The organism is Streptomyces gobiensis (genome assembly GCF_021216675.1).
Taxonomy (GTDB): domain Bacteria; phylum Actinomycetota; class Actinomycetes; order Streptomycetales; family Streptomycetaceae; genus Streptomyces; species Streptomyces gobiensis.
The window spans coordinates 3,122,598-3,142,500 of record NZ_CP086120.1 but is presented as its reverse complement, the minus strand read 5'-3'; the positions used below and the strand labels follow the sequence as shown (position 1 = coordinate 3,142,500).

Here is a 19,903-nt window from a genome sequence, read left to right as displayed (position 1 = left end):
GCGGATTCGACCTGGTCGGTGACGTCGGCGGCGAAGACCAGGACGCCTCGGTCGTCGCCCTTCTTGCCGTTCCTACCGTCCTTACTGTCCTTGCCGTCCCTCTTCCACTCCTTCTTCCAGTCTTTCCTTCCGTTCCCGCCGTTCCCGCCGTTCCCGGCCAGCTCGATCGGGGTGCAGGTGAACGTGTAGTAGCTGTGCTTGGGCTCGCTGGGGACCTGGCGGGCCTTGACCGTGCGGGGTTTGCCGCTGCGCTGGACCTGATCCATGAGGGGCAGCAGGCCGAGCTCGACCAGCTCGGGGAGGGCGGCGCGGGCGGGAGTGCCGCAGTTGCGGTTGCCGAAGGCCATGGCGTAGGCGTCGTTGACGTAGGCGATGCGGTGGTCGGGGCCCTGGACGACGACGACCGGGGCGGGGACCTGACCCAGCAGATCGTGGACGGAGAGCGCGTCGATGGTGCGGGCGGTTCCGTCGGGGTCGTCGGGCGCGTCAGCGATGGCCGGATCGGCGAGCTCACCACGGGCGGCCGGCACGGAGTCGGCGGACTGGTCCGCTTGCGCGGCGACGGTGCGTCGCTGCGTACCGGGCAGGCGGGCGCTCCAGCGCGTGAAGTTCACTGCGGTTCAGATCCGATTCTGCTGAGGGGCTATGAGGTTCTGTCGGGGGTCTGGGGGTGCTGCTGGGGGGTGCTGCTGGGGTGCTGCTGGCTGACTCGTGACTCTTCGCTAATGCGAGCCCACCCATGGTCACATGTCCAGTGTGGCCGAGGGGAATGACATCCGTCAGCGGTCCCCGGGACGGCGGCCTTCTCCGGCGGCCATCTCGAACTCGGCCCTGGGGTGTTCCAGGGAACCAAGGGAGACGATCTCTCTCTTGAAGAATCCGGCGAGTGTCCATTCGGCGAGTACGCGAGCCTTGCGGTTGACGGTCGGCACCCGGCTGAGGTGGTAAACGCGGTGCATGAACCAGGCGGGGTAGCCCTTGAGCTTGCGACCGTATACGCGGGCGACTCCCTTGTGGAGGCCGAGGGAAGCGACAGAACCCGCGTACGAGTGGCGGTAGACGGTCAGCGGCTTACCGCGCAGCGACGCAGCGAGGTTGTCGCCGAGAACGCGCGCCTGGCGGACGGCGTGCTGGGCGTTGGGGGCGCACTCCGCGTCCGGATCCTTGGCGGAGAGGTCAGGGACCGCGGCGGCGTCACCGGCGGCCCAGGCGTGCTCCGTACCGTCGATCTGGAGGGTCGCGGCACAGCGCAGGCTGCCGCGTTCCGTCAGGGGGAGATCAGTGGCGGCGAGGATGGGGTGCGGTTTGACGCCCGCGGTCCATACGAGCGTGCGACAGGGATGGCGCGAGCCGTCGCTGAGTACGGCGACACGGTCCTCGCAGGATTTGAGCAGGGTTTCCAGGCGGACATCGATGTTACGGCCGCGTAGCTCCCGTACGGCGTACTTGCCCATCTCCTCGCCGACCTCGGGAAGGATCTTGTCGCTCGCCTCGACGAGGATCCACTTCTGCTCCTCGGGGCTGAGGTTGTGGTAGTAGCGGCAGGCGTAGCGGGCCATGTCCTCCAGCTCGCCAAGGGCTTCGACACCGGCGTAGCCGCCGCCGACGAAGACGAAGGTGAGGGCGGCGTCCCGGATCTCCGGATTGCGGGTGGAGGACGCGATGTCGAGCTGTTCGAGGACGTGATTGCGCAGGCCGATGGCCTCTTCGACGGTCTTGAAGCCAATGCCGAAGTCGGCGAGACCGGGGATGGGCAGGGCACGGGAGATGGAGCCGGGGGCGAGCACCAGCTCGTCGTAACCCAGCTGAAGAGGGCCGGTGTCGTCCCGTTCCTCGGTGGCAAGGGTCTGGACCGTGGCGACGCGCTTCGCGTGGTCGATGGCCTTGGCCTCACCGACCAGGATCTTGCAGTCGGGCAGTACGCGGCGCAGCGGGACGACGACATGGCGCGGGGAGATATTGCCCGCGCCGGCTTCGGGGAGGAAGGGCTGGTACGTCATATACGACTCGGGGCTGATGAGGACGATCTCGACACCACCGCGTCCCTCACGCCCCATCTTGAGCTCGTGCTTGAGCTTTTTCTGCAGGCGGAGGGCGGTGTACATGCCGACATAGCCACCGCCGACCACGAGGATGCGCGCTGGCTCCCGCGCTGCTCCCAGTCCTGCTCCCAGTGCGGGTGCTGGTGCTGAATCCTTGGTCGCCTTTGGCCCTTGCCCATGCCTCTGTCCATGCGTCACCTGTCCATGACGCACCCACAGACGGATGTTTGTCCACAGGTCTCGATAAATGTGTGACCGGGGGAGGTGGGGGCTCCGGTTTGGCCGCAGAGTGGGCCCGTAGGATGAAAGTCCAGGTCAGCAAGGTTCCTGGGGTGAGGCGAGGTGCCACCAAAGGGGACGGACCAGGGTTGTACTCCGATCGGGGGGCAGTCCGGCCGGAACCGCCCTCTTCTCTCATGACCACCGCTCAACTATGTTCTTACTTCGTCGGGGTGACGGGGGTGACCCTCATCGCCACGACGGTAAGACGGGGAGTCTCCGGGGGGAGACAGTCATTACCGGGGGAACACATATGCGCATTCAGGGCATTCATGACGTTCAGCGCTCTCATGAGGCGACCCTTGTCGCTTCCGAAGGGATGAGCGGGGGCGGCGGCCGGACCACGCCATTGCGGGTCGACGCCCAGCGGAATCTGGAACACGTACTGCGCGCGGCTCGCGAGGTCTTTGGCGAGCTGGGGTATGGCGCGCCCATGGAGGATGTGGCGCGCCGGGCCCGGGTCGGTGTGGGGACGGTGTATCGCCGCTTCCCCAGCAAGGACGTGCTGGTCCGACGGATAGCGGAGGAGGAGACAGCCCGGCTGACCGAGCAGGCTCGGGCAGCGCTGGGGCAGGAGGAGGAGCCGTGGTCGGCTCTTTCACGGTTTCTGCGCACATCAGTGGCCTCGGGCGCTGGGCGGCTGCTGCCGCCGCGGGTCCTGCGGGTCGGGGCGCCGGACGCGGAAGAGTTCGCAGGGGTCGTAGGCGTCGATGGCGTCGTCGGCGTCTATGGGCGTGAGCATGAGCCGCGGGTGCCGCAGCAGCGGCAGTCGGTGGATAACGCGCAGACGCCGGAGCTGCGGCTGGTCGAGCAGCAGACGGCTCCCGAGGCTGGCGAGGCTTCCGAAGCTCCGGGGGTGGAGCTGGATGGCTTCCAGCCGGAGGACCGGAGCGCCACGGAGCTGTTGAACGTGGTCGGGCAGCTGGTGCAGCGGGCCCGCGCGGCTGGTGAGCTGCGCTCCGATGTGACGGTCGCTGATGTGCTGCTGGTGATAGCCACAGCCGCGCCCTCGCTGCCGGACGCCGCGCAGCAGGCCGAGGCCTCGACCCGGCTGCTGGACATCCTGCTGGAAGGACTGCGGTCCCGACCGGGCGTCTGACGGTCCCGATACGAGTCCTGGTCCTTCGCCTGGCCCGTACAGGTCCTTTACCGGGCCTGTACGGGCCAGGCAATTTCGCATCACCCATACGGGTGGGTTTCACGGCCTCGCGGCGTGGGGTCACCCCGGACGAGTGGTTGAGTCGCAGGGCTGGCTCCTTTGACACGACCGTGTGGCACGCTTCTGGAAGTTGGAGAGAAACAGCGTGTCGGGGGGCTTCCGCGATGGGTGTTGACGGGCGGAATGAACCGCACGACGGGGACAGGCGCAAGCCGGGTGAGTCAGGTGGTCGGCGGGGGCGGCGCTCAGTGCCGCAGCAGCGCAAGGCGACCGGGTCCCAGCCGGGGCTTCCGGGACAGCCGGGTCAGCCGGGACAGCCGGGACATGGGGAAGAGCCCGTTGGTGACACCGAGTTGGTGTCCCGGATGCGTAGCGGTGACCCCGAGGCGTACGACGAGCTCTACCGGCGCCATGCGGAAGCCGTACGCCGGTACGCCCGTACGTGTTGCCGGGACTCCGACACGGCGGATGACCTCACCAATGAGGTGTTCGCCCGTACGCTCCAGGCGGTACAGGGCGGCAGGGGGCCGGACACCGCAGTGCGGGCCTATCTGCTGACCGCTGTGCGGCATGCCGCCGCGGCCTGGGGCAGGACGGCCAAGCGTGAGCACCTGGTCGAGGACTTCGCGGTGTTCGCGGTGTCGGCGGTCGGATCGCGGGCCAGCGAGGAGGACACCCTCGACCTCGGCGCGGATGTGCTGGCCATGCATGAGGCCGAGCAGTCGATGGTGGTGCAGGCTTTCCGTACCCTGCCTGAGCGGTGGCAGACCGTGCTGTGGCACACCACCGTTGAGGAATCGTCCCCCCAGGATGTGGCCCCGATCCTGGGCCTGACCGCCAACGCCACGGCGGTGCTGGCGCACCGGGCGCGGGAGGGCCTGAAGCAGGCGTATCTCCAGGCTCATGTGAACGAGTCGCTGACAACGGGTGGTGCCTGCGCCCGCTATGCCGACCGGCTGGGCGCGTATGCCCGTGGGGGCCTGCGGGTGCGGGCTGAGCGGGGGCTGCGTAGGCACTTGGCGGGGTGCGCCAAGTGCCGTGTGGCGGCGCTGGAGGTCAAGAACGTCAACAAGCGGCTGCGTGCGCTGCTGCCGGTCGCGGTCATCGGCTGGTTCGCGGCTACGTACTCGGTCAAGGCGGCCGGTGCGATCGCGGGGGGCGCCGGTGCGGCGGCCGCCACGGGCACGGCCGCGGCGGCGGGCGGCAAGGCCGGGGCGGGGGCTTCCGGGGGTGTGGCGTCCGAAGGGCTCGGCGGCCCGGCGAAGGCCGGTATCGCGGCGAGCGCGCTGGCCGCGTCGGCGGTGGCGGCGGCGCTGATCCTCGCGATGGCGGGGAACCCGAAGAAGGATCCGCCTGCGCCGCCGGCGCAGGCACAGCCGTCTTCGGCGCCGAACGTGCCGTCGCCGTCGCTGTCCCCGGAGCGGGAGCGGGAGCGGGAGCGGGAACCGGAGCAGCCGCCCTGGACACCGGCGGCGGCCGCGCCGTCGGCCTCCACGACGACCCTGCGGCTTACGCCGACGCCCACCCCCACCCCGACGCCTACTCTGATGCTGACCCCGACGCCCACCCCGACGCCTACGTTCACGCTCACGCCTACGCCCACGCCCACCCCGACACCGACGCTTACGCCCACACCCACGCCCACGCCCACTCCGACTCCTACGGCGCCGGCTCCGGCCGCGTATCAGGTGAACCAGCTCGGCTGGGACGCCCTCGGCGGCGACGATGAGCCGAAGATCCGGGTCGGCAGCAGCAGCTGGGTGTGGCAGCGCTCGGATCTGCGGATCGGCGGCCAGCGGTATGGGCACGGGATTACCGTGAACGCACCGTCGTCCGTGACCATCGACCTCAACCGGGACTGCGCCTCGTACGAGGCGCTGGTCGGTGTCGACGACCTGACGATGGGGTCCGGCGCGATCCGGTTCGCCGTGTACGGCGATGAGCGGCAGTTGTGGCAGTCCGGTGTGGTGCGGGGTGGGGAGCCGCCGGTGCCGGTGAGTGTGCCGCTGAGTGGTGTGACGACGATGCGGCTGGTCGTTGAGCCGCATACGCCGTTCGGCACGGTCGCACTGGCGGACTGGGCCCACTCGGTAATCCACTGCCGCTAGGGGTGGATTACCCCTATCCCACCCCTTCCCGAAACCGGGGGCTAGCGCCCCCAGACCCCCACCCCGTTGTGGGCACTCGGTCCGCCCGAGGGGCGTGGGGGCACCTCCTGGGGGCACCTCCCAGACGGAGTCTGGGGGAGGTAGCTGGGAAAGGGTGGGCACAACACGGGCCACCGGCCCGCACCCAGCAACCCCGGAGCCCACCATGTTGTGGGCACTCGGGCCGCCCGAGGGGCGGCACGGGTGGGCACAACACCCGGCCACCGGAGCCGCACCGACCACCCCGGGGCCCGGGGCTACTCCCCGGTTTCCGGGAAGGGGCGGGATACGGGGAAACCCACCCACAGCACCCCCGCAGCCGGGCGGAGACCCGGCCCCGGGGCGGGGACCGCCCGCCCCGTGGTGGAGCCCCGCCACGCGGCGGAGCCGCAGCCGGGCGGGGCTGGGCGGCGGGTCAGTGGGCCGGGGGGAGGGGGGAGCCCTGGGGGACGCCGGCGGCTACCGCGCGTTGGCGGGGCGCCGACGAACCCGTCCAGCACGTACCCCGCCGGGCCAGCAGCCGCCGTAGCCACAGCTCCGTGGAGACCAGCTCCGCCAGCCCGTCCAGCGCGAGCGGCTCGCCCTCGGCGGCCGCCCACAGCGCCTCCCGGACGACCCGCGCCTCAATCAGCCCCGCGTCCGCGAGCAGCGGCGCGTCGAAGAGCTCGAGCAGTTCCTCGACCGCGAGCCGCAGCCCGGCCCGTACGGCCGCCGCGTGCGCGGCATGCGAGGTCGCGCCCCAGCCGGGCGGCAGATCGTGGATCCCGGCCCCGGCGAGTACGGTCCGCAGCACCGCCGCCCGCGCCCCGGGCCGTACCCGTAGCGCTTCGGGCAGCTCCCATGCGGCGCGTACGACCTGGTTGTCCAGGAACGGGGCGTGCAGCCGCTGGCTGCGGATCTCGGCGGCCTGCTCCAGGACCCGGTAGTCCGCCGCCTGCCGGGCGAGGGCCGCCCGTGCCCGCCGTACGCCAGGGCGGCTGCTGAAGCCCGTATGGGAGGAGCGGATCGCCGCACTCTCCAGGCGAACCGATACTTCTGCCAGCGCCTCCCCGGTCAGCCAGCGCGCGGCCGGTCCCGGGCGGCACCAGGTGAGCGCGGCGAGGGAGGCGCCGAGCGCGCCCTCCAACGGGCCCGAGGCCCCGAACTGGCCCTCGCGCAGCCGCCGCGCGGCCTGGGTGACGCCGTCCCGCTGGCTCGTACGGGCGAGCCGTCGCGCCGCGCGGTACACGGTCAGCGGCACCAGCACCGACGTGCCGCGCGAGCCCTCGGCCAGACCGGTACGGGCCAGCGCGGCGACCGGGCGCAGCAGATGGCGGCGTCTTCGGTCCAGCAGCAGATCGGCGAGGCGGGCCGGGTGCGCGTCGAGCACCTGCCGGGCGCCGTGGCCGGTCAGATGGTCCGCGCTGCCCGCGGACAGCCGCCGGCGGTGCCGCTCGGCGAACACCAGCGAGGGGCCCGGCTCATCGGTCAGCGGTCCGCCGTCCAGATCCGCGTACGGCAGCGCCTCTTCGCCGGCCGCCACGATGACATGGTGCAGCCGGGGGTTCTCCGCGACCGCGCGGGCCCGCTCCAGCTCGGCTTCCCGGCTGGTATCGCCATGGCCCGGATGGCCGCCCGTCAGATCGTTGAAGGTGACCGCCAGGAGCCGTTCCCCGGCGGTCGTACCCGGGGTGCCGAACATCGTTCCGGGCACGCCCGGCAGCCCGGCGGCGAGCAGGGCGAGGGTGGCGGAGGCGGAGCCGCCGGAGAGGTCCGCCCCGATGCCGGGCACCGGAGCGCCGCGACCGGCTCGCCGCTCGGCGGGGCCCATGCCGGGGATGGGGCCGGGGTCCAGCCCGTCGTACCCGTCCAGGCCGGGGCCGCCGCCCGGGTACGCCCCCTCGGGTGCGTGCCGGGGTGCGGCCAGCCGTACCCGTACGGCCTCGACCAGGGCTTCCCGTACGCCCTCGACCGCCTTTCCCGCGTCAAGGGGCGGGGCGGCTACGACGGTTGGCGCGGTCGGCTCATAGCTGGCGATCTCCCGGGAGCCGCCCTCGCGCAGGATCAGCGCGTGCCCGGGCGGTACGCGGTGCACACCCGCGTAGGGCGTGCTGTCGCCCAGCGCCTCGGGCGAGTCGGGGGCGGCGAGCAGCGCGGCGAGGTGGCTGACGTCGAGCTGGGCCTCGATGAGGTCGGCGAGCGGCAGGGCGGCGGTGGCGTAGGCGGTGCCGCCCGCCCAGGGGGTGTGGAACACGGGCCGGGCACCGGCCAGGTCGGTGGTGATGGCGATACGGCGGCCGATGCGGGCGACGGCCGTATAGGAGCCGGGCCAGGCGGTCAGATGGCGCAGGGCACCGCCGCGCGCCGCGAACAGCCCGACGCGTAGCTGGTCATCGCTCGCCCCGCAGCGGCCGAAGACCGCGAGCCGGGTGGCGGGGTCGGCTTCGACGACCCGTACTTCGTCGGTCCGCCAGTCGCCGACCGCCCACAAGGGGTCGGGGTCGCACCACAGTTGCTGGGAGCCGACGGGGTGCAGGGTCCGGGGGCTCGCCGTTGCGGCGGTGCTGTTCCATCCCACCAACCACCGCATAGCCGCCGCCTCCGCCTGTGACTCCTGGCCTGACTCCTGGCCCGCAACTGCCCATGCTGCCATGAGAAGGGCGCAAGAGAGGCGCGAAGGGGGCGTGCTTATGGGCGTGTTCGGGGGAGTTGGCGGCTGGGCAGCCGCGATTCAAACAGCGACATTCAGCCAACTTCAGGCCAGACGTCGGCGCTTGTTGGGTCGTATACAAGGCCTATGTGGAACGCATATGACGGTCCGGGAGATGTGAACATCTCCCGGACCGAACCACCGCCCGCGGGGAATGAGGCGGTGGCATCCCCCAGCCCACTGGATCCAGTGCAGTGGGCCGACCCACGCAGGACCCATGGAAACGCTCCCGCCCGGCCTCGCACAGAGCGCACGGACGGGCGCACGGCCACACAGCCGGTGCACATGCACAAGCGGCGGACCGCTCGGTGGCACGGCCGGCGGGACGCCGACCGAAATCCCAAACGCACTGGTGTACGAAGATGATTCCCGCCATCCGGGAAGCCGCCCCTTAACGGTCGGGATGCGGCGAACTACGCTGGGTTCACGAATGCCCCGAGCATGTTCATCAGGTTGGGGGGCGGCCGTCGGTGTGTCAGGGGTGCGCGCATGTCCAGAGAGCCACGCGGACCGAATGAAAAGCTCGGTACCGTTCTCGCACTCGCGGGAATCAGCAACGCCGGACTCGCCCGGAGGGTCAATGACCTGGGCGCCCAAAGAGGCCTGACGCTTCGCTACGACAAGACCTCGGTGGCCCGCTGGGTGTCGAAGGGGATGGTGCCACAGGGAGCGGCGCCCCATCTGATCGCCGCGGCGATCGGCAGCAAGCTCGGCCGCCCGGTTCCGCTGCACGAGATCGGCCTCGCGGACGCCGATCCGGCGCCCGAGATCGGCCTCGCCTTCCCGCGCGACGTGGGTGCGGCCGTAAAGGCTGCAACTGATCTGTACCGGCTGGATCTCGCCGGTCGGCGCGGCAGTGGGGGGATATGGCAGTCGCTGGCCGGATCGTTCGCGGTGAGCGCGTACGCCACGCCGGCTTCACGCTGGCTGATAACCCCGGCCGACAGCTCGGTGGCGCGCGAGGCCTCGGCGGTCTCGGCAGCCTCGGCAGTCTCGGAAGGGGACCACGGCACCGCTGCGGGGTCACCGCTGCGGGTGGGCCACAGCGATGTGTCGAAGCTGCGGGAGGCGGCGGAGGAGGCACGTCGCTGGGACTCCAAGTACGGCGGGGGCGACTGGCGTTCGTCGATGGTCCCGGAGTGTCTGCGGGTCGACGCGGCCCCGCTGCTGCTGGGCTCGTACACCGACGAGGTGGGACGTTCCCTCTTCGGCGCCACCGCTGAACTCACCCGGCTGGCCGGGTGGATGGCCTTCGACACCGGGCAGCAGGAGGCGGCGCAGCGGTACTACATCCAGGCGCTGCGGCTGGCCCGGGCGGCGGCGGATGTGCCGCTGGGCGGTTATGTGCTGGCGTCCATGTCCCTGCAGGCGACCTACCGGGGCTTCGCCGATGAGGGCGTCGATCTGGCGCAGGCCGCGCTGGAGCGCAACCGGGGGCTGGCGACGGCCCGGGTGATGAGCTTCTTCCACCTGGTGGAGGCGCGAGCCCAGGCGAAGGCCAGCGACTCGGCGGCCTGCGGCACGGCGCTGGCGGCGGCGGAGGGCTGGCTGGAGCGGGCCCGGGAGGGCGACCAGGATCCGCCCTGGCTGGACTTCTATTCGTATGACCGGCTGGCGGCGGATGCGGCGGAGTGCTACCGGGATCTGAAGGCCCCACGTCAGGTGCGGCGCTTCACCGAGCAGGCGCTCTCCCGGCCCACGGAGGAGTTCGTACGGTCACATGGGCTGCGGCTGGTGGTCTCGGCGGTGGCGGAGCTGGAGTCCGGCAATCTGGACGCGGCGTGCGCGGCCGGGACCCGGGCGGTGGAGGTCGCGGGGCGGATCTCCTCGGCCCGTACGACGGAATATGTGCGGGATCTGCTGCACCGGCTGGAGCCGTACGGCGATGAGCCGCGGGTCGCGGAGCTGCGGGAGCGGGCGAGGCCGCTGCTGGTGGCCCCGGCGTGACGAAGATCGCGGCGCGTTGTCAGTGCTCAGGTCCATGATGGTGCCGTGGTGCCTGTGAAGTACGACTGGACGTACGACTGCGACGTGCTGGTGATCGGCGGCGGAATCGTCGGCCTGTCGACCGCGTACGCGCTCACCCGCGCCCGGCCGGGCATCCAGGTGACGGTCCTGGAGAAGGAGCCCGCCCCGGCCCGGCACCAGACCGGCCGGAACAGCGGCGTGATCCACAGCGGTATCTACTACCGCCCGGGGTCCCTCAAGGCCCGCTTCGCGACACAGGGCGCCGCGGAGATGGTGAAATTCTGCGCAGAGCACGGCATTCCGCATGAGGTCACCGGAAAGCTGATCGTCGCGACGGACCGTGCCGAGCTCCCCCGTCTGCACGCCCTGGCCCAGCGGGGCCGGGAGAACGGCATCCCGGTGCGGGAGCTGGGCCCCGCCCAGATCGCCGGGCATGAGCCGCGTATCCAGGGGCTGGCGGCGATCCATGTCGCCACGACCGGCATCTGCGACTTCACCGCGGTCACCAGGGAGCTGGCCCGGCTGGCCTCCGACGCGGGCGCGGACGTGCGGTACGGCTGCCGCGTCGAGGCGATCGACCGCCGGGAGGGGATGGGCGTCGCGGTCCGTACGACATCCGGGGCCGTCTTCCGGTCCCGGACCCTGGTCAACTGCGCGGGCCTGCACTGCGACAAGATCGCCCAGCTGGCGGGCGACGACCCCCCGGCCCGTATCGTCCCGTTCCGGGGCGAGTACTTCTCCCTGGCCCCGCCCCGTACGGATCTGGTGCAGGGCCTGGTCTACCCGGTGCCTGACCCCGCCTTCCCCTTCCTGGGCGTCCACCTCACCCGCGGCGTCGACGGCGGCGTCCATGTCGGGCCGAACGCCGTACCGGCGCTGGCGCGCGAGGGGTACGACTGGCGTACGGTCCGGGTGGGCGACCTCACCCGGTCCCTGGCCTGGCCCGGATCCTGGCGCATAGCCCGCCGCCACTGGCGCTACGGAGGGGGCGAGCTGCGCCGCTCCCTGTCCAAGGCCGCCTTCACCACCGCGGTCCGCCGCCTGCTGCCGGAGGTGGAGCCGGATGACCTCATCCCCGCCCCGGCCGGGGTACGCGCCCAGGCGGTGCTGCGGGACGGCACGCTCGTCGACGACTTCCTGATCACCGAGGCCCCGCATACGGTCCATGTGCTGAACGCCCCCTCCCCGGCGGCGACGGCTTCCCTGCCCATCGGCCGGGAGATCGCGGACCGTCTGCTCACCCGCCTGCCCGCGTAGAACCGCCCACGTAGAATCGAACACACTGTGTCCGAGAAATCCCCCATGTTCGAGCCCGGCACCGGCCCCGCCGCCGACCCCGCCGGATCGCACCACGAGCGCCGTATCCGCAGCTTCCAGCCCCGCCGCAGCCGGGTCACCCAAGGCCAGCGCGACGCGCTGCACCGCCTGTGGCCCCAGTGGGGCATCGATATCGACGGCCTCCACGTCCTCGACCTGGACACCCTCTTTGACACCCTTCCCCCGGGCTCCCCCATCGTCCTGGAGATCGGCTTCGGCATGGGCGAGGCCACCGCCCGGATGGCCGCCGAAGACCCGGCGACCGGCATTCTCGCCGCCGATGTCCACACCCCTGGCCAGGGCAACCTGCTGCGCCTCGCCGAAGAGATGGGTCTCACCAACATCCGGGTCGCCAACGGCGACGCGATCATCCTGCTGCGCGAGATGCTCGCCCCCGGCACCCTCTCCGGCCTGCGTGTCTTCTTCCCCGACCCATGGCCCAAGAAGCGGCACCACAAGCGCCGTATCATCCAGCCCGAGTTCCTGGACCTGGCCGCCACCCGGCTGGCCCCCGGCGCCCTGGTCCACTGCGCGACCGACTGGGAGCCCTACGCGGAGCAGATGCTGGACGTCCTCACCGCCCACCCCGCGTTCGAGAACACCCAGCCGGACGGCGGTTACGCCCCGCGCCCCGCGTCCCGCCCCCGCACCCGCTTCGAGGGGCAGGGCCTGCACAAGGGACATACGGTCCGCGACCTCCTCTTCCGCCGCCGCCCAGCAGCCTCCGCAAGCTAGGGCCTAGGCTCTACGAGTGCAGAATCCGCACTTCCCCGCGATGCCCACGGCACCGGCCAACTGGCATTACGCGCCACGCCGGGCCCCGTGGTGGCACAGCCGCACTTTGCGCGCGATAACCGCCGGTCTCCTGCTCGCCCTGTCCGGACTCACGATCCTCGCGATCGTCCGCGAACAGACGGGCACCGAGGGCTTCATCATCGGCCTGCTCCTGTCCACCCTCCCGGTGCCGCTCCTGATAGCGGCCTTCCGCTGGATCGACAGCGTCGAGCCCACGCCCTGGCGCAACCTGGTTTTCGCCTTCGCCTGGGGCGCGTGCGCCGCCACCCTGGTCGCCATCGTCGCCAACAGCCTCGCCACGGAGTGGCTGGCGACCACGGTCATGGCCGGCAGCGACACCGGCACCGGCACCGGCACCAGCCCCGACACGGAGACCCTCAGCGCGACGCTCATCGCGCCGATCGTCGAGGAAACCGCCAAGGCCGCCGCGATCCTCATCCTCTTTCTCCACCGCCGCCGGGACTTCGAGGGCGTGGTCGCCGGGATCGTCATCGCGGGCATCACCGCGACCGGCTTCGCCTTCACCGAGAACATCCTCTATCTGGGCAGCGCCTACGGCGAGGACCAGGCCCTGGGCTCCACTGGCCTGCCCTCCACCACGGCCGCGACGTTCTTCATCCGCATCGTGATGTCGCCCTTCGCGCACCCGCTCTTCACCGCGCTGACCGGCATAGGCTTCGGCATAGCCGCCGCCCTGGGCACCCGCCGCCGCGCGGTCCGTATCACGCTTCCCCTGCTGGGCCTGCTCACCGCCATGCTGCTGCACGCCCTGTGGAACGGCTCGGCCTCCCTCACCGGCTTCCACTTCCTCGCCGTCTACGCCCTGTTCATGATCCCGGTCTTCGTCACCCTCACCTGGCTGGCGGTCTGGTCCCGCCAGAAGGACCTACGGACCGTACGGGCCACCCTCCACGCCTACGCCGACGCCGGCTGGCTGGCCCACCCCGAACCCTGGGCCCTGGGCTCCATGCGGGCCCGCGCCCACGCCCGTAACCTGGCCCGCCGCACCCACGGCCCCACCGGCGCCCAGACGGTCTCCGAATACCACGCCGCCGCCACCTCCCTGGCCCTCCTCCGCGCCCGCGCCGAACGGGGCTCCGCACCCCCCGACTTCCCCGCCCGCGAACAGGAGCTCCTCTACCACCTCCTCACCCGCCGCCCGGTAGCCAGCCCCGTCACCACGTCCGCGGCCCTGGCCCACGCCCGGCCGTATATCCCACCCCAGTGGGGCGGTTACGGGGGCTACGGCGGTTACGGCGGCCCATACGGTGACTTCCCTCCGCACTCAGACAACCGCCCTGCGTACTAGTACTACAGCCGGAGACGACAGGGGTGCCCCGCGAGTCAGTTCCTCTCGGTTTCGAGGGTGCGCAGCAAATCGGCAGCGACGCTCACGGCAATTGTCGCGGGTTCCTTGCCGGTGACGTCGGCCAGCCCGATCGGGGTCTTGATCCGATCGATGGTGGCCTCGTCGTGACCGCCCTCGGTGGCGAGGCGTTTGCGGAACCGCACCCACTTGGCCGCCGACCCGATCAGCCCGATGGAGCCGAGATGGGTTGTGCGCAAGGCGGCGTCGCACAGAGCGGCGTCCTCGGCGTGATCATGGGTCATGATCAGGATGTGGGTGCCGCGCGGCAACTCCGCCAGCACCTCCTCGGGCAGCAGCGGCGTGTGATGCACGTGCACCTGCGCCACCGCGTCTGCCAGCACGTCGAGCCGCTCCTCGCTGAGCATGTCGGAGCGGCTGTCGATCAGATGGAGGTCGAGGTCCTGACGTGCCAGGATGCGCGCCAGTTCCAGCCCGACGTGCCCGACGCCGAAGATCGCCACCGCCCGTACCACCGGCAGCGGTTCGAGCAGCACCGAGACCGTGCCGCCGCAGCACTGCACGCCATGCTGGTTGGTCACCTTGTCGTTCAGGGCGAAATCAATCAGCTCCGGCTCCGGTTTGGACGCGGCGATCATCTCCCGGGCCCGATCGATCGCGACGGCCTCGACATTGCCGCCACCGATCGAGCCCCACGCCTCGGTCTGTCCCACAACGAGTTTCGCACCGGCCTCGCGCGGGGCATGGCCGCGCACGGTCGCGACGGTCACCAGCACGCCGGACTCCCGGCGTGCTCGCAACCGTGCGACCGCGGCGACCCACGTCATGTCAGGCACCGCTCAACGCTTCTGCGTCGGTTCGGATCTGGCCGTTGGCGGCGTGCCCGTTTCCTGCGTGGCCGTTGGTGGCAAACCCGTTGCGGGCGTAACCGTTCCGGGAGGCATCGCCCTGGCGAGCCGCCTGGATCGCCCAGTACACCGCCTCCGGCGTCGCGGGCGAGGCCAACTCGACGCTGACCCCGTTCGGCCCGAACGCGGCGGCGGCCTGCCGCAACGCTTCTCGCACGGAGAACGCCAGCATCAGCGGAGGCTCACCCACCGCCTTGGACCCGTACACCGCGCCCTCTTCGGTGGCGTTCTCCAGAAGCGTGACGTTGAACTCCTCGGGCATCTCCGAGAAGCTCGGCAGCTTGTAGGTGCTCGCGGCCTGGGTCAGCAGCCGACCGCGGTTCGGCCCGTCACTGGCGTCCCAGCGCATGTCCTCGAGGGTCAGCCAGCCCGCGCCCTGCACGAAACCACCCTCGACCTGACCGATGTCGATCATCGGGGACAGGCTGTCGCCGACATCGTGCACGATGTCCACCCGCCGGATGCGGTACGCGCCGGTGAAGCCGTCCACCTCCACCTCGGCTGCGGCGGCGCCATAGGCGAAGTACTTGAACGGGGAGCCGTGGAAAGTCTTGGCGTCCCAGTGCAGACCCTCGGTCCGGTAGAAACCGGCCGCCGACAACTGGACTCGCTGGAAGTACGCGGTGCGCACCAGGTCGTCCCAGGCCAGCTCCTTGTCGTTGCCGAGGGCGCGCGCGACACCCTCGACGATGCGCACATCCGAGGCGTTCGCACTCAGCTGGGTGCCGGCCACCTGCAGCAGCCGTTCGCGCAGCTGCTCGCAGGCGTTCTTCACCGCCGCACCGTTGAGATCCGCACCGGAACTGGCGGCGGTGGCAGAGGTGTTGGGCACCTTGTCGGTTCGCGTCGGGGCCAGCCGCACCTTGTGCAGCGGGATACCCAGCGTGGTCGCGGCCACCTGCAGCATCTTGGTGTGCAGGCCCTGGCCCATCTCGGTGCCGCCGTGGTTGATCAGGACCGAGCCGTCCTTGTAGATCAGCACCAGCGCGCCGCCCTGGTTGAAGGCGGTGAGGTTGAACGAGATTCCGAACTTGACGCCGGTGATCGCAAGCGCCCGCTTGGTGTTCGGGTGCGTGGCATTGAAGGCCGCGATCTCGCGCTTGCGATCGGCGATGCCGGCGCTGTTCTGAACCTGCTGCCAGGTGACGGAGATCCGCTCGGGGTGAGCGACCGGCTGGCCGTACGGCGTCGACTGGCCCTGCCGGTAGAAGTTGCGCTCCCGCAACTCCATGGGATCCAGGCCGAGCAGCGGCGCGCACCGGCCCAGGATGTCCTCGATCACCAGCATGCCCTGCGGTCCGCCGAAGCCGCGGAACGCGGTGTTGGAGACCTTGTTGGTCTTGGCGATGCGACCGGCGATGCGCGCGTTGGGAAGCCAGTAGGTGTTGTCGATGTGGCACAGCGCACGGGCCAGCACCGGCTCGGAGAGGTCCAGGCTCCAGCCGCCGTCCGCGGTCAAGGTGGCGTCCAGGGCCTGGATGCGGCCGTCGGCGTCGAAGCCGATCTTCCACTTGGCGTGGAATCCGTGCCGCTTACCGGACATGGTCAGGTCCTGAGTCCGGTTGAGCCGCAGCCGAACCGGCCGACCGGTCAGCTTGGCGCCGAGCGCGGCGACGGCCGCGAACCCGTGTGGCTGCATCTCCTTGCCGCCGAAGCCGCCACCCATCCGCAGACACTGCACGGTCACCTCGTGGCTGTGCAGACCGAGCACGTGCGCGACGATTTCCTGGGTCTCCGAAGGATGCTGGGTGCTGCTCTGGACGAACACCTGCTCGGCCTCGTCGACATAGGCCAGCGCCGCGTGCGTCTCGAGGTAGAAGTGTTCCTGATCGGAGAACTGGAACTCGCCGGTGAACACGTGCGCGGAGTCGGCAAAGCCGGCGTCGACGTCGCCAGTCAGCATCACGGGCCGAGCGCCGTGAAAACTGTTGGCCGCGATCGCGTCCTGCAGCGTGATCAGGGAGGGCTGTTCGTCGAGTTCCACCTCGACGGCCGCCGCACCGAGCCGGGCCGCCTCCAGGGTCTCGGCGAGCACCCAGGCGACCGCGTGGCCGTAGAACATGACCTCGTCGGGGAACAGCGGTTCGTCATGCTTCATCCCGGCATCGTTGATGCCGGGCACGTCGGCACCGGTCAGCACGCGGACCACACCGGGCACGACGAGCGCGGGCTCGGTGCGCAGCGCGGTGATCCTGCCGTGGGCCTTCATGACCTGGACCGGGTAGGCGTGCAGCACGTCCTTGGTGCGACAGACCAGGTCGTCGGTGTAGAGCGCGGCGCCGGTGACGTGCAGGGCGGCACTCTCGTGCGGCATCGAGACGCCGACGACAGACTTTTCGGGGCGCTCGGACAAATGGCTCATGACGACACCGCCTCGGTGGTTTGCGCGTTCAGCTTCAGCAGGCTCTGGCCGAGCATCGCGGAGCGGTAGTCGGCGCTGGCGCGATGATCGTTCATCGGCGTGCCCTCGGCCTGCAGCAACGGGGCCGCGGCCTGGACAGTCTCCGCCGCCCACGGCTCGCCCTCCAGGGCAGCCTCGGTAGCGAGGGCACGGATCGGGGTGGCGGCCACGCCGCCCAGGCCGATGCGTGCCTTGCGGACGATCCCGTCCTCGATGTCGAGCGCGAAAGCGACTGCCACGCTGGAGATGTCGTCAAAGCGCCGCTTGGCGATCTTGTGGAAGGCCACGACCGGCGACAGGGGCAGCGGGATGCGCACCGTGCGGATCAGCTCGCCGGGACGGCGTACGCTCTGCCGATAGCCGGTGAAGTAGTCCGCCAGCGGGACCTCGCGCTCACCGTCGGCGTCGGCGAGCACCACCGATGCCTCCAGCGCGAGCAGCACCGGCGGGCTGTCACCGATGGGGGAGCCGGTACCCAGGTTGCCGCCGAGGGTCGCACCGTTGCGGATGAGGCGGGATGCGAACTGCGGGAACAGCTCTGCCAGCAGCGGGACGCTGCCGTCGAGGCGGCGTTCGATCTCGGTGAGCGTCAGCGCCGCCCCGATCTCGATGTGGTCGGATTCGACTCGCAGCTCCCGCAGTTCGGACAGCCGGTCGATGGCGACCACGCAATCCGCCCGGCGGGAACGGATGTTCACCTCCACGCCCCAGTCGGTGGAGCCGGCGAGCACCACCGCGTCGGGCCGCTCGCGCAGCAGCTGCAGCGTTTCGGCCAGGGTGCTCTTCCGCAGGAAGGCGCTGTCGTCCTGGGTGTACTCGGTGGCGACCGGTGCGGGCGGAGCCTGCTCGCGACGCTGCGCCAGCGGGTCCTCACCGGTGGGCGTACCGACGGCGAATGCGGCATCGCGAATCGGGCGATAACCGGTGCAGCGGCACAGGTTTCCGCTCAGCGCGTGCAGATCGAAACCGTTCGGACCGTGCTCGGCGTCGGCGCTGTCGGCCGAGTCCGCGTGTGCGCAGCGGTCGGGTCGGTAGTACTCGGCGGCCATGCTGCAGATGAATCCCGGCGTGCAGTAACCGCATTGGGAGCCGCCGCGGACCGCCATCTCCTCCTGCACCGGGTGCAGGGTGGGCGACATGCCGGGTTCGTCGGTGGTGGCGAGACCTTCGGAGGTAATGATCTCCTGACCGTCGAGCGCCGCGACCGGGACCAGACAGGCGTTGACCGCCACCCAGTCGGTGGGCTTGTTCACCCCGGGACGGGCCACCAGGACCGAACAGGCGCCGCATTCACCCTCGGCGCAGCCCTCCTTGGTGCCGGTGAGGCCACGCTCGCGCAGAAAATCCAGCATTGTGGTGTGGGGCGCAGCCGGTGAAATCGGTGTTTCTTTCCCGTTGACCGTGATCCGTGCCGCTACCATGACAGGCCTTCGTTTCGGTGCGCGGTCGGTCGATTCATCATGTTCGCCAATTTCGGGCAGCTTTCTGTGTTCAGACGCGCCACGTACGAGGAGCGGGCGCAAAACGGCACGTAACAGCGACATGCCGGGAGGTGGTGACGGAAAACTCAGAATGTGCCACGGACGGGCACATCAGAACGGCGTGCTCAGCAGCCGTGCGCGATTCGACCCGGAACCCAGACCGTGCGGTGGGCGAGGCGACCGAGATCAGAGTTGGTGTACATCCGTTGGTCGCCTCCTTTCGATAATTATGGGCCGACGTTTACCGCAAAGTAGTAGCTGGGGCCACAGAGGTCAAGGGGTTGGCCTCGGTCTCTCGAGAACCGATCGGATTTCAGGCTGGGGCGCCACTGCTGGGGGCCTTGACCCCCGCTCTTGGACACTTGAGACGTGGATCTTGAGGATCTGAGAACGGGCATCTTGTGGTCATGAAGCACTATCCGCCGGCGTTCAAGGCAGACGCGGTCGCGTCGTAGGAGTCGCGGCCGGGAGCGACGAACCGCCCACAGCCCGGGAGGCGGCCCCCGCTCCGCGCAGGAAGGTCCGCGCGTCGACCAGCGGAGCGGGGGCCGCCTACCGGGCTCGGCACCTGCGCCGCGTGACGACGAGGTCCCTGGAGACGGCCCCAAGGCCGGCGGACGACCCGGTCGTCATGCCGACACCCAACGTGCGGGGTATTCACTTGTGTTCGTGGATGTTCACTCCTTATTGCGGTGCCGGAAAGTTCTGGGATCCACAGCGGTCTGGTTGGTTCGATTCACTCGATGCCAGTGCGCGGTGAACCGGGTTTTCAGTAGTCGATGCGGTCGGACTTGGCCAGCCACGCGTCGAACGGGGCCGTACGGTTCGGCAGGTCCAGCTGCTCGACCGCCATCGGCCACAGATCCGCGGGCTTCTTGTCGAACAGCTCGTAGAACTTGCGGTCGTCGAAACCGGCCACCGCAGCGTCATCCCGATCAGCGGCGAAGATGATCCGGTCGACTCGCGCCCACAGCGCAGAGGAAAGACACATCGGGCATGGCTCACACGAGGTGACCAGGACGCAGCCCTCGAGCGAGAAGGTGTCCAGTTGCTTGCAGGCGGCACGGATCGCGCTCACCTCGCCATGCGCTGTCGGGTCCAGGGTCGCGGTGACCTGGTTGTTTCCGATCGCGACAATCTCGCCGTTCTTGGCGATCAGTGCGCCGAACGGGCCGCCGCCGTTCTTCACGCTGTTGGTGGCAAGGTCGATGGCCTCGTCCATCCAGGCGCGCTCGGTCTCCTGGATGCTCGTTTCTTGGGTGTGCGTGGTCATGGTTACTCCTTTTTTCGCAGGCGGTGGGGGCTCCCCGGATGCTCTGCCCGTGCGGGACACCGCACGGGCAGAGCATCCGGGGCAACAGTGGGGATCTGCGGGTGCCGCCTTGAGATC

General features: G+C 70.3%; 13 protein-coding genes (1 of these 13 running past the window's edge). 6 read left to right on the top strand and 7 right to left on the bottom strand.

The annotated features are described in order from the left end of the window. Together test1122_RS14605 and test1122_RS14600 are read right to left on the bottom strand one after the other, a co-directional pair. Positions 1 to 614 carry the beginning of an ATP-binding SpoIIE family protein phosphatase gene (locus test1122_RS14605; protein WP_232269600.1) on the bottom strand. 1,144 nt of this gene lie to the left of the window's left edge, so the window shows 614 of its 1,758 coding nt (coding positions 1-614); it begins with the start codon at positions 612 to 614; its stop codon lies off the left edge, out of view. A gap of 165 nt (positions 615 to 779) precedes the next feature. Then, positions 780 to 2,162 (bottom strand): NAD(P)/FAD-dependent oxidoreductase, encoded by a 1,383-nt coding sequence (locus tag test1122_RS14600; RefSeq protein ID WP_277879903.1) that lies wholly within the window; start codon positions 2,160 to 2,162, stop codon positions 780 to 782. Positions 2,163 to 2,574: 412 nt separating this feature from the next. Here test1122_RS14600 and test1122_RS14595 point away from each other — a divergent pair, with 412 nt between their 5' ends. Next, a complete protein-coding gene (locus test1122_RS14595; protein ID WP_422396988.1) occupies positions 2,575 to 3,420 on the top strand; it encodes a TetR/AcrR family transcriptional regulator in 846 nt (281 codons plus the stop codon). 224 nt (positions 3,421 to 3,644) lie between these two features. Then, a complete protein-coding gene (locus test1122_RS14590; RefSeq protein WP_422396987.1) occupies positions 3,645 to 5,588 on the top strand; it encodes a sigma-70 family RNA polymerase sigma factor in 1,944 nt (647 codons plus the stop codon). A gap of 454 nt (positions 5,589 to 6,042) precedes the next feature. On the opposite strand, the gene test1122_RS14585 is transcribed toward test1122_RS14590, so the two are convergent. Beyond that, complete coding sequence (locus test1122_RS14585; protein ID WP_232271912.1) at positions 6,043 to 8,196, bottom strand: asparagine synthase-related protein; 2,154 nt, start codon at positions 8,194 to 8,196, stop codon at positions 6,043 to 6,045. A 609-nt stretch (positions 8,197 to 8,805) separates the two neighbouring features. Here test1122_RS14585 and test1122_RS14580 point away from each other — a divergent pair. The 4 genes from test1122_RS14580 to test1122_RS14565 are packed head-to-tail and all read left to right on the top strand — an operon-like array spanning position 8,806 to position 13,705. Beyond that, positions 8,806 to 10,263: an NsdA family TPR-like regulatory protein gene (locus test1122_RS14580; RefSeq protein ID WP_232269598.1), complete on the top strand. Its 1,458-nt coding sequence runs from the start codon at positions 8,806 to 8,808 to the stop codon at positions 10,261 to 10,263. Positions 10,264 to 10,308: 45 nt separating this feature from the next. Continuing rightward, complete coding sequence (gene lhgO, locus test1122_RS14575) at positions 10,309 to 11,541, top strand: L-2-hydroxyglutarate oxidase (RefSeq protein ID WP_232269597.1); 1,233 nt, start codon at positions 10,309 to 10,311, stop codon at positions 11,539 to 11,541. A gap of 45 nt (positions 11,542 to 11,586) precedes the next feature. Continuing rightward, entirely contained in the window at positions 11,587 to 12,336 is a 750-nt protein-coding gene (gene trmB, locus test1122_RS14570) for a tRNA (guanosine(46)-N7)-methyltransferase TrmB (RefSeq protein WP_232271911.1), read from the top strand. 16 nt (positions 12,337 to 12,352) lie between these two features. Beyond that, positions 12,353 to 13,705: a PrsW family intramembrane metalloprotease gene (locus test1122_RS14565; protein ID WP_422396986.1), complete on the top strand. Its 1,353-nt coding sequence runs from the start codon at positions 12,353 to 12,355 to the stop codon at positions 13,703 to 13,705. A gap of 35 nt (positions 13,706 to 13,740) precedes the next feature. Here test1122_RS14565 and xdhC read toward each other — a convergent pair whose 3' ends face one another. From xdhC to test1122_RS14545, 4 genes are all read right to left on the bottom strand, one after another. After that, positions 13,741 to 14,550, bottom strand: a complete 810-nt coding sequence (gene xdhC, locus test1122_RS14560) for a xanthine dehydrogenase accessory protein XdhC (RefSeq protein ID WP_232271909.1) — start codon at positions 14,548 to 14,550, stop codon at positions 13,741 to 13,743. 1 nt (position 14,551) lies between these two features. Further along, positions 14,552 to 16,993, bottom strand: a complete 2,442-nt coding sequence (gene xdhB, locus test1122_RS14555; RefSeq protein WP_232269596.1) for a xanthine dehydrogenase molybdopterin binding subunit — start codon at positions 16,991 to 16,993, stop codon at positions 14,552 to 14,554. Beyond that, the gene (locus test1122_RS14550; RefSeq protein ID WP_232271908.1) at positions 16,990 to 18,453 is read right to left on the bottom strand and encodes a xanthine dehydrogenase small subunit; all 1,464 of its coding nucleotides are present in this window, start codon (positions 18,451 to 18,453) and stop codon (positions 16,990 to 16,992) included. The genes xdhB and test1122_RS14550 overlap by 4 nt, the downstream gene beginning before the upstream one ends. Positions 18,454 to 19,282: 829 nt before the next feature. Continuing rightward, complete coding sequence (locus test1122_RS14545) at positions 19,283 to 19,786, bottom strand: nucleoside deaminase (RefSeq protein ID WP_232269595.1); 504 nt, start codon at positions 19,784 to 19,786, stop codon at positions 19,283 to 19,285. Between the last annotated feature and the right edge of the window lie 117 nt (positions 19,787 to 19,903).